This is a genomic window from Phenylobacterium sp. (genome assembly GCF_037968635.1).
GTDB lineage: Bacteria > Pseudomonadota > Alphaproteobacteria > Caulobacterales > Caulobacteraceae > Phenylobacterium.
In genome coordinates, this window is sequence record NZ_JBBKVV010000144.1 from 20,389 (window position 1) to 27,412 (window position 7,024).

Annotated in this window: 10 protein-coding genes, 1 tRNA gene and 1 pseudogene; 6 read left to right on the top strand and 6 right to left on the bottom strand. The window is 65.8% G+C overall.

Features of this window, described 5'->3' with window-relative positions; translation table 11 throughout:
* Positions 1-205: 205 nt before the first annotated feature.
* A complete protein-coding gene (locus AAC997_RS16960; protein WP_340646884.1) occupies positions 206-742 on the top strand; it encodes a hypothetical protein in 537 nt (178 codons plus the stop codon).
* Here the strand turns inward: AAC997_RS16960 and AAC997_RS16965 are convergent.
* From AAC997_RS16965 to AAC997_RS16980, 4 genes are all read right to left on the bottom strand, one after another.
* A complete protein-coding gene (locus tag AAC997_RS16965; protein ID WP_340646885.1) occupies positions 739-948 on the bottom strand; it encodes a Trm112 family protein in 210 nt (69 codons plus the stop codon). The genes AAC997_RS16960 and AAC997_RS16965 overlap by 4 nt on opposite strands.
* Positions 949-950: 2 nt before the next feature.
* Positions 951-1,631: an LON peptidase substrate-binding domain-containing protein gene (locus tag AAC997_RS16970; protein ID WP_340646886.1), complete on the bottom strand. Its 681-nt coding sequence runs from the start codon at positions 1,629-1,631 to the stop codon at positions 951-953.
* Entirely contained in the window at positions 1,628-2,524 is an 897-nt protein-coding gene (locus AAC997_RS16975) for a co-chaperone YbbN (RefSeq protein ID WP_340646887.1), read from the bottom strand. Before AAC997_RS16975 ends, AAC997_RS16970 begins: the two co-directional genes overlap by 4 nt.
* A 70-nt stretch (positions 2,525-2,594) precedes the next feature.
* A complete protein-coding gene (locus AAC997_RS16980) occupies positions 2,595-3,116 on the bottom strand; it encodes a prolyl-tRNA synthetase associated domain-containing protein (RefSeq protein WP_340646888.1) in 522 nt (173 codons plus the stop codon).
* A gap of 80 nt (positions 3,117-3,196) precedes the next feature.
* On the opposite strand from AAC997_RS16980, the gene AAC997_RS16985 reads away from it, so the two are divergent.
* From AAC997_RS16985 to AAC997_RS16995, 3 genes are all read left to right on the top strand, one after another.
* Positions 3,197-3,943, top strand: coding sequence for a DUF6065 family protein (locus tag AAC997_RS16985; RefSeq protein ID WP_340646889.1), 747 nt, complete (start codon positions 3,197-3,199; stop codon positions 3,941-3,943).
* 108 nt (positions 3,944-4,051) lie between these two features.
* Positions 4,052-4,126, top strand: a tRNA-Gly gene (locus tag AAC997_RS16990).
* A gap of 95 nt (positions 4,127-4,221) precedes the next feature.
* Entirely contained in the window at positions 4,222-4,551 is a 330-nt protein-coding gene (locus tag AAC997_RS16995; protein ID WP_304822699.1) for a DUF6481 family protein, read from the top strand.
* Positions 4,552-4,615: 64 nt separating this feature from the next.
* Here the strand turns inward: AAC997_RS16995 and AAC997_RS17000 are convergent, their stop codons facing one another.
* Positions 4,616-4,822 carry a KTSC domain-containing protein gene (locus AAC997_RS17000; RefSeq protein WP_340646890.1) on the bottom strand — a complete coding sequence of 69 codons (207 nt, stop codon included), beginning with the start codon at positions 4,820-4,822 and terminating at the stop codon, positions 4,616-4,618.
* Positions 4,823-4,957: 135 nt separating this feature from the next.
* Here AAC997_RS17000 and AAC997_RS17005 point away from each other — a divergent pair, with 135 nt between their 5' ends.
* Positions 4,958-5,365, top strand: coding sequence for an MAPEG family protein (locus AAC997_RS17005; RefSeq protein ID WP_340646891.1), 408 nt, complete (start codon positions 4,958-4,960; stop codon positions 5,363-5,365).
* Here AAC997_RS17005 and AAC997_RS17010 read toward each other — a convergent pair.
* The gene (locus tag AAC997_RS17010) at positions 5,362-6,129 is read right to left on the bottom strand and encodes a sulfite exporter TauE/SafE family protein (RefSeq protein ID WP_340646892.1); all 768 of its coding nucleotides are present in this window, start codon (positions 6,127-6,129) and stop codon (positions 5,362-5,364) included. The two genes, AAC997_RS17005 and AAC997_RS17010, sit on opposite strands and share 4 nt — an antisense overlap.
* A gap of 662 nt (positions 6,130-6,791) precedes the next feature.
* Between AAC997_RS17010 and AAC997_RS17015 the strand changes: the two are divergent.
* Positions 6,792-7,024: pseudogene (locus tag AAC997_RS17015) on the top strand (hypothetical protein); the annotation flags it as partial.

Here is a 7,024-nt window from a genome sequence, read left to right on the forward strand (position 1 = left end):
CCGCTCAGGGCGGCCGGGCGCGACGAAAACCTGCGGAGGTCGCGTGGAGCGCCTAGGCGCCCAGGGCGGTCCGCTTGGACGAACGAGCCTTCATGAAACCGCCTCCTGATCTGTAGTCGAGATCGGAACGGTGCGCGGCGGGGCCTGGTCTGTCAATTGCGCCAACCCGCCGACCTGGGTATCGGAAGGCCAGGGGAGGACGATCATGACGGCGCAGCGCATCCACGTCGTCGGGGCCTCGGGCTCCGGGACCACCACCCTGGGCGCCGCCCTGGCCCAGGCGATGGGCGTGGCCCACCAGGACAGTGATTTCTTCTTCTGGGCGCCCACCGACCCGCCCTTCACCACCCAGCGCCCGCAGGAGGAGCGGCTGCCGATGCTGAAGGCCGCCCTGCCGGCCGACGAAAGCTGGGTGATCTCCGGCTCCCTGCTCTCCTGGGGGCGGGAGGTGGAGGATCGGTTCGACCTGATGGTCTTCCTCTATCTTGATCCCGCCATCCGCATGGCCCGCAGCATCGCCCGGGAGCAGGCCCGCTACGGCGACCGAATCGCGCCCGGCGGCGACATGCACGAGGCCCATCAGACGTTCATGACCTGGTCGCGCGGCTATGACGACGGGTCGAACGGCGGCCGCAGCCTGGCCAGCCACAGGCTCTGGCTCTCGAGCCTGACCGCGCCGGTGCTGGAGATCACCGACGCGCCCACCGTCGAGGAGAGCGTGCGCCGGGTTCTGGCCCTTTAGTCGGCGAGTTCGCGGGCCTCTTCCGGCAGCATGATCGGCACGCCGTCGCGGATGGGGTAGGCCAGGTTGGCGGACTTGGAGACCAGTTCGGCCTTGTCGCGGTCATAGGTCAGCGGGCCGTGGGTCACCGGGCAGACCAGGATTTCCAACAGGCGCGGATCGATGTCGACAGTGAGGGCGGGAAGGGGCTGCGTCATGGGCGTCATCCCTACTGCATGGCGTGACCGGCGTCATCGTCGTCTTCAAGGGCGTCGATTTCCAGCAGAGTGGTCAGGGCGTCGACCCGTTCCACGAGCGTCGGCGCCTCCAGCAGGGCCTGCTTTTCCAGCGGGTCGAAGGGCAGGCCCATGGCCAGGCTGGTGACCAGGCTCTCCAGGGGCGCGGTCTCGGCGGTGTCCCAGTCGATGTCGAGTTCCCGGCGGTTGAGATACTTCTTCAGGGCGACGGCGAAGCGCTTGCGGTCGAACTCGTCGGTGTCGACCTCCTCGTCAGCCAGGTCGCCGAAGAAGGGCGCGAAGGTCGTGCGCACCTGGCGATAGGGGGTCTTCATCGCCAGCTCCTCGCCCGCCTCGAAGCGGCAGACCCCGGTCAGAGTGATCAGATATGTGCCATCCGAGGTTTCGTTGAAGCTGGTGATGCGGCCGGCGCAGCCCACATGGGCGAGGTTCGGACGGGTCCGTTCGCCGCCGGCCCGTGTCTGGACCATGCCGATCATGCGGTCCCCGGCCATGACGTCGTCCACCAGGTTCAGGTAGCGCGGCTCGAAGATGCGCAGGGGCAACTCCCCCCCAGGCAACAGCAAGGCGCCGTCCAGGGGAAAGACCGGAATCACCTGCGGCAGGTCGCCGGGGCTCTGATAGCCGCCGGGTATGGCCCGGTCGCCCTTCATGAGAACAGGATCGCCGACAGCCGCCGTCGCCCGCCACGGGCCACGTCGGAGCCCGGTCCTGCGGCCTCGAAGATGGTGATCAGCTGCTTGCGAGCCGCCTCGTCGTTCCAGGCGCGGTCCACCTCGATGATCTTCAGCAGGTGATCGGACGCCGCCTCCCAGGCGCCTCGCCCGGCCAGGGCCGCGGCCAGCTCGAACCGGGCCTCATGGTCGTTGGCGTCGGCGGCCAGCCGCTTTTCCAGATCCGAGGTCTCCGTCGGCGCGGCGTCGGCCAGGGCGAGAGCCGCCCGCACGCTGTCGAGGTCGGCGCCCTTGGCGTCCTCCGGGGCCATGTCGGCGATCTCGCGGGCCTTCTCAGGCTCGCCGCCCTGCAGATAGACGCGGGCCAGGCCGCCGATGGCCTTCAGGTTTTCGGGATCGCCCTGCAGCACCTGGGCGAAGGCCTGGGCCGCGCCGCCCAGATCACCCAGATCAAGCGACTCCTTGGCCACGGCCAGAAGTTCGTCGGTCTCGTTGGCGGGCGCCTGCCCGGCGATGCGGTCGACGAACTGTTTCACCTGGCTGTCGGGCAGGGCGCCCATGAAGCCGTCGACGGGCTTGCCTCCCGAAAAGGCGAAGACCGCCGGGATCGACTGCACGCGCAGCTGCCCCGCGAACTGCGGGTGCTGGTCGATGTCGATCTTCACCAGCTTGACCTTGCCCTTGGCGGCCAGCACCGCCCTCTCGATGGAGGGGCCGAGCTGCTTGCAGGGGCCACACCATGGCGCCCAGAAATCGACGATCACCGGGACGGTGTTGGAGGCCTCGATCACATCGGCCATGAAGCCGGCGTCGCTGCCGTCCTTGATGAGGTCGCCGACGGCGGTGGGGGCGGTTTCGCCGATCAGGGTCATGGCTCTGGTCTTTCCCGTCTACGGGGTTGGAACGTCGTGGCGGCTAAAATGGTCCCAAGCGGGCCGCGCTTCAACGGACGAAACCATCCTCCACCACCGACAGGGTCGTGAAATCCACCACCAGCGGCGCAATTCCAAGCGCCGCAAAGAATTTCCGCAGGCCCGCCTGGTTCATCGTCGTGGTGGCCGTATTGGTCAGGGGGTGAAAATTTACCTGTTCGGCCTCTGCCAGCGCCCGGTCCAGCACGAAGGTCACCCGATGGTCGGCATCGTTGATCATGGCGAAGGCGGTGACCGATCCCGGCGTGACCCCGAGCGCGCCCACCATCAGCTCAGCGCTGCCGAAGGAGAGCCGGGCCGACCCGATCACCGGGTGCAGGCGCTTGAGGTCGATCACCGTGCTGTCCTGGGCCGAGATCAGCCACAGCCGGCCCTTGGCGTCCTTCAGGAACAGGTTCTTGGTGTGGGCGCCCTTGATGCCGTGCTTGATTTCCTCGCCCTCGCCAACCCGAAACACCGCCTCGTGTTCGGTGGTGGCGTGGTCGATTCCGTGGGCGTCGAAAAAGGCGATCAGGTCGGGGCGAGTCTGCATGGCTCTCAATTAGCGAACTGGACGCGGACGCGACAGGCTGGCTAGACCAAGATCCTGGCCACCTGCGTTGAGAGCCCGTCATGGAACTTGAGTGCTACCCCACCGCCGAGCGCCCGCCCGAGATCGTGCCGGGCCGGCCCCAGCGCGCCTGGATGGACCATTTCGCCGAGCGCCACCCCTATCGCTGCCTGCCGCTTTCCATGGCCAACACCACCGGATGGGAAATCCTCTGCCCCATGGCCTTCACGGCCGAATGGACGGGGGGGACGCACCAGGACGACATCAAGCTCAAGACCGACTACCCCCACCCCGACTTCCACAACTTCGTCAAAAGCCACTTCAGCCACGGCGTTGTGACCTTCCACCCGGGCTACCTGTTCCGAACCCCACCGGGCTGGTCGATGATCGCCCAGGGCCCGCCCAACCACGTCAAGGACGGCATCCAGCCGCTGGCCGGCCTGGTGGAGACCGACTGGCTGCCCTTCCCCTTCACGATGAACTGGATCTTCACCCGGCCGGGCAAGGTACGGTTCGAGAAGGGCGAGCCCTTCTGCTTCATCACGCTCACCCAGGACAAGGTGCTGAACGACGTCCAGCCGGTGATCAAGTCGATGAGCCGCAATCCGGAACTGCGCGACCAGTACGACGTCTGGGAGAAGCACCGGGCGGAGTTCAACGCCAAGATCTTCCGCCTTGATCCGGAGGCCACCAAGGAGGCCTGGCAGCGCTACTACTTCAAGGGTGAGTTCCCCCCGGAGATCGAAAACGAGGCTCCGAAGGACCACGTCAACAAGCGCCGGCTCAAGGCCCCTCGCTTCATGGGATGAGAAAGACGCCAATAGACGCCAGCCCCGCTTGCCAAGCCCCGGACCCTCTGCCATAAGCCCGCTCTCGAATTTCGGGGCCAATCCTCACGGGGATCGGTTTCACGGAGTGCGGGCGTAGCTCAGTGGTAGAGCACAACCTTGCCAAGGTTGGGGTCGAGAGTTCGAATCTCTTCGCCCGCTCCAGAAATTCGATCGACCCGCAGGCCCGGCGTACCTCCCCATCCGGGGGCAGGGACGGCGAACCGGAACCGGGCCCTGACTAGGAACTTTAAGACCGCATGTTCGAACCTAAAGGCATGAAGCACGCCGACCGCCAGGCGACCTCCGCCGCGGCCAAGAAGGCGCTGCTGGAACGCTTCAAGCCCAAGCCCACCGTCACCGACCCCAATATCGAAGCCCGCAAGGCCGCCGAGGCCGCCGAGCTCGAAAAGGTCCGCGCCGAACGCAACGCCGAGCGCGAGACCAAGCGCGCCGCCGCCGCCGAGGCCGAGCGCCTGCGCCTGGAAGACGAAGCCATCACCCAGGAAGCCCGCGACCTGGACCTGCGCGCCAAGCAGAAAGAAGCCCGCGACCTGCGCTACGCCGCACGGAAGCAGAAGCGGAAGTAGGCGAAAGCCTCATCCCAGACACGACCAGACGCCCGCCTCCGCAAGGACGCGGGCGTTCGCCGTTTCAGACCACGAGCTTGTTGTAGGGGTACTGGTCGCGAATCTCGTAGGCGAAGAACCGACCCTTGGAGTCGGCGTCGAGGAAGCTGCGATGAACTTCGCCCGGGACGCCGACATAGACGTACTCGTCGCCGTCATGGAACCGCACGAATAACTTCGCGCGGTCCTCGTCGTAGCGGATGTCGCTGATAGCGGCGGACTCTAGCTGCATCGGGAACCTCCAGAAGTTTCCGTCGACGGACTAAAACACCGCGAGATAGGGGGATGGTTCCCGCGGGCCTCGACGCGTGTCACCTTCACCAGGAACCGGCCGCGAACGGCGCCGGAGAATTGTTCGGGGGAAATCATGCAACCGCACTACGAAGTCGCCATCGTCACCGTTGTGGCCCTGCTCGTCTACGTCTGGATGGGCCTGCGGGTGGGGGGCGCCCGTAAAGTTTCCGGCATCGCGGCGCCGGCCATGCACGGCGACGCCCACCTGGAGCGCAATATCCGGGTGCACTACAACACCCTTGAATGGCTGCCGATCTTCCTGGCGGGCCTATGGTTGTTCGCCATCTATTGGGACGACCGCATCGCCGCGGCTCTGGGCGTCGTCTGGATCATCGGCCGCATCATCTACGCCCTCGGCTACGTGGCCGATCCCGGCAAGCGGGAGGCAGGCTTCCTGATCCAGATGCTGGCGGCCGCCATCCTGCTGTTCGGGGCCTTGGGCCGGGTGATCTGGGCCATGCTCCAGACCGGAACGGTCTAGAACAGGACCAGGGCCTGCCAGATCGAGAGGCCGGTCACCAGGGCGCCCACCAGCCAGGTGAGCGCCCTGATGGGGAGCACCTTTGTGGCCCAGCCGGCCACGGGCGCGGCCACGACCCCGCCGGCGATCAGTCCCACCACCGACCAAAGGTGATCGGTGAGGCCCGTGGTCTCCCAATGACCCGTGAGCAGGGCGGTGATGAAGGCCGCCGAGACCGCAACCGACATGAAGAATTCCGCTGTGTTGGTGGTGCCGATCGCCTGGCGGGGGTCGGCGCCGCCGCCCATCAGCGTCGAGGTCACCACCGGGCCCCAACCACCGCCGCCCACGGCGTCGAAGAAGCCGCCGGTGAGTCCGAGCGGGAAGGGCAGCCGCCAGGAGAAGAGCTTGGGCCGCGCCTGGCGCCAGGCGCGATAGAGGATCACCAGGCCCATCAGGCCAAGCCAACCCACCACATAGGGCTTGATCACATTTCCATCGATGGAGGTCAGCAGGTAGGTGCCGGCGACGCCTCCAAGGACGCCGCCGGCCGCCAGCAACAGGAGCAGGCGCCAGCCGACATTGCGGTGATAGATGTGGCTGATCGCCGAGGCGGCGCCGGTGAACACCTTGGCGGCGTGGACGCTGGCCGAGGCGTTGGCCGGGGTCACGCCCATGGCCAGCAGGACGGTGGAGCAGATCACGCCGTAGGCCATGCCCAACGCCCCATCGACGAGTTGGGCGGCGAAGCCCACGATGACGAACAGCCAGAATTCAGAGCTCATGGGGTCCCCATTTCGGTTTTCCCTGTCGCGGAACTTCTCTGGCGCCGCAATGGGGATTACCTCGGGGCCGCCGCAGCTTTTCTGTCCAAGGCGCTGCCGCGCGGCCTCGAAGCTCGCGGCCGGCCCCGCCATCGTCATGGAGGCGGACCCCGGCAAGCGGGGGTCTTGACCACCATATCCGGGATGAGTGGCGCCAAATGGGTCTGAGTCCGCCCGCCCTGCTCCATCGCGCTATCCCCGTTTTGGGGATAAATCAGGAAATTCAGCGCCTTATAGGGTGCGACAAAGCGCCCCCGGGGTGGGTGCGACAATAGGTTCCAAACCAGTAAGGTTAAGCTTCGCGGTCAGTCGCGCGGCTTGGCCCTACCGCGGTAGGGCCAAGAATTGGGCATATCTCCCGAGCTCTTGTTCGGAGGCCGGTCGATACTTTCAGGCGCAAATCCCAAACAGACCGCAACCGCCCTTGTGCAAAACCATGCCTAATACTTTGGTATTGCCAAGCTGATATACTGTACAGATATTCCAGTAATGCCAATTTCAGACTCAATAATCAGAATTGATGTCACTCAAGTACCACGTTATCCAAATCTAGATTAACTTCTATTTACCTTTGTCTCGTTCAAACCTCCGCTCGTTCAGCCCGCACTGGGCGAGGGGATGACATGTCTGAACACCACAAGACGCTGATCGCGGCGGGGGCCATGACCCTTGTCCTGGCGATCCCGCTGGTCGGTCACGCCGATCCAGCCAAGGACCTGGCCGTCGCTGGGCGGGCTCTGACCTTCCTGGAGAACGGCCCTACGGGCCGAGCGGTCCTGGGTGTGGTCTTCGATCCCTCCAAGCCGGGGTCGGTGGCGGAAAAGAACGCCATCCTGGCGGCCCTCGGCGGCGGCTA

What these genes read in the sequence shown, in the direction of transcription:
- AAC997_RS16960 (WP_340646884.1), top strand. Translation starts at nt 206, where the DNA reads ATGACGGCGCAGCGCATCCACGTCGTCGGGGCCTCGGGCTCCGGGACC.
- AAC997_RS16965 (WP_340646885.1), bottom strand. Translation starts at nt 948, where the DNA reads ATGACGCCCATGACGCAGCCCCTTCCCGCCCTCACTGTCGACATCGAT.
- AAC997_RS16970 (WP_340646886.1), bottom strand. Translation starts at nt 1,631, where the DNA reads ATGAAGGGCGACCGGGCCATACCCGGCGGCTATCAGAGCCCCGGCGAC.
- AAC997_RS16975 (WP_340646887.1), bottom strand. Translation starts at nt 2,524, where the DNA reads ATGACCCTGATCGGCGAAACCGCCCCCACCGCCGTCGGCGACCTCATC.
- AAC997_RS16980 (WP_340646888.1), bottom strand. Translation starts at nt 3,116, where the DNA reads ATGCAGACTCGCCCCGACCTGATCGCCTTTTTCGACGCCCACGGAATC.
- AAC997_RS16985 (WP_340646889.1), top strand. Translation starts at nt 3,197, where the DNA reads ATGGAACTTGAGTGCTACCCCACCGCCGAGCGCCCGCCCGAGATCGTG.
- AAC997_RS16995 (WP_304822699.1), top strand. Translation starts at nt 4,222, where the DNA reads ATGTTCGAACCTAAAGGCATGAAGCACGCCGACCGCCAGGCGACCTCC.
- AAC997_RS17000 (WP_340646890.1), bottom strand. Translation starts at nt 4,822, where the DNA reads ATGCAGCTAGAGTCCGCCGCTATCAGCGACATCCGCTACGACGAGGAC.
- AAC997_RS17005 (WP_340646891.1), top strand. Translation starts at nt 4,958, where the DNA reads ATGCAACCGCACTACGAAGTCGCCATCGTCACCGTTGTGGCCCTGCTC.
- AAC997_RS17010 (WP_340646892.1), bottom strand. Translation starts at nt 6,129, where the DNA reads ATGAGCTCTGAATTCTGGCTGTTCGTCATCGTGGGCTTCGCCGCCCAA.